The sequence below is a fragment of the Streptomyces atriruber genome, assembly GCF_001418325.1.
Taxonomy (GTDB): domain Bacteria; phylum Actinomycetota; class Actinomycetes; order Streptomycetales; family Streptomycetaceae; genus Streptomyces; species Streptomyces atriruber.
The window spans coordinates 1-909 of record NZ_LIPN01000664.1 but is presented as its reverse complement, the minus strand read 5'-3'; the positions used below and the strand labels follow the sequence as shown (position 1 = coordinate 909).

The following is a 909-nucleotide window of genomic DNA, read 5'->3' as shown; positions in this document are numbered from 1 at the left end:
CGGGCTCGCCCGCGAGCAGCATCCGCAGCACGGCCGCGCCGATCCGCTGCTCGGCGGCGTGCAGGGAGCGGGAGCGCTCGGTGGTCAGGGTGAGCAGGGCGATGGCGGAGTGCACCGCGTACCGCTCGGCGGTGCCGAGGGTCGACGCGGTGCCGACGGCGAGGGCGGCGCGCGGCCTGCGTCCCGTGCCGAGCGAGTGCAGCTCCACGCGGTCCTCGGCGCCCGCGACGACGGAACTGGCGGGGGCCGGGCGCTCTCTGAGGCGTTCGACGTCGGCGGTGACCCGGGCGGCCCTGCGGTTGGCCCACTCGGGCGCGGCGGCGACGACGGCGCCCGACGCGTCGTACAGCGCGGCCCATCCGTCGACCTGTCCGGCGAGCGCGAGCAGCAGCCCCTCGGGGCCGTCGCTCAGCGCCTGCTTGGTCAGCTCGCGCTGGGCGGCGAAGCCCGCCGTCACGGCGCGGTACTGCTCGGCGGCGATGGCGGCCGACACGGCCTTGCTGATGGCGAGGAACGGGGTGCGCCGCGGCACCTCGATGAGGGGCAGGCCCGCGTCGGTCGCGGCGTCGAGGAGTGCCCTCGGGATGTCGGGGTAGTGCACGCCGACGGCGAAGCCGAGCCCGACGACTCCGGCGCCGGCCAGCCGCTTCACGTAGCGCCGCATGGCGTCCGGGTCTTCCGCGTCCAGCTTGAGCGCGGTGATCAGGAGGAGTTCGCCGCCCTCCATGTAGGGCACGGGGTCGGCGAGTTCGCTCGCGTGTGCCCAGCGCACCGGGGCGTCCAGGTGCTCCTCGCCCGCGCGCACGGTCAGCTTGAGCGCGGAGTGGTGGACGAGCGAGGCGAGCGTGGGCGGCATGGGACCTTCAGGTCTGCGGCAGGCGGGGCGGGTGGGCGCGACGGGCATCTTCG

1 protein-coding gene is annotated in these 909 nt (G+C 76.0%); it reads right to left on the bottom strand.

Features of this window, described 5'->3' with window-relative positions; genetic code table 11:
- On the bottom strand, positions 1 to 856 hold an 856-nt coding region (locus AOK03_RS39840; protein WP_425264459.1), incomplete at its 3' end, for a PucR family transcriptional regulator ligand-binding domain-containing protein.
- Positions 857 to 909 lie beyond the last annotated feature (53 nt).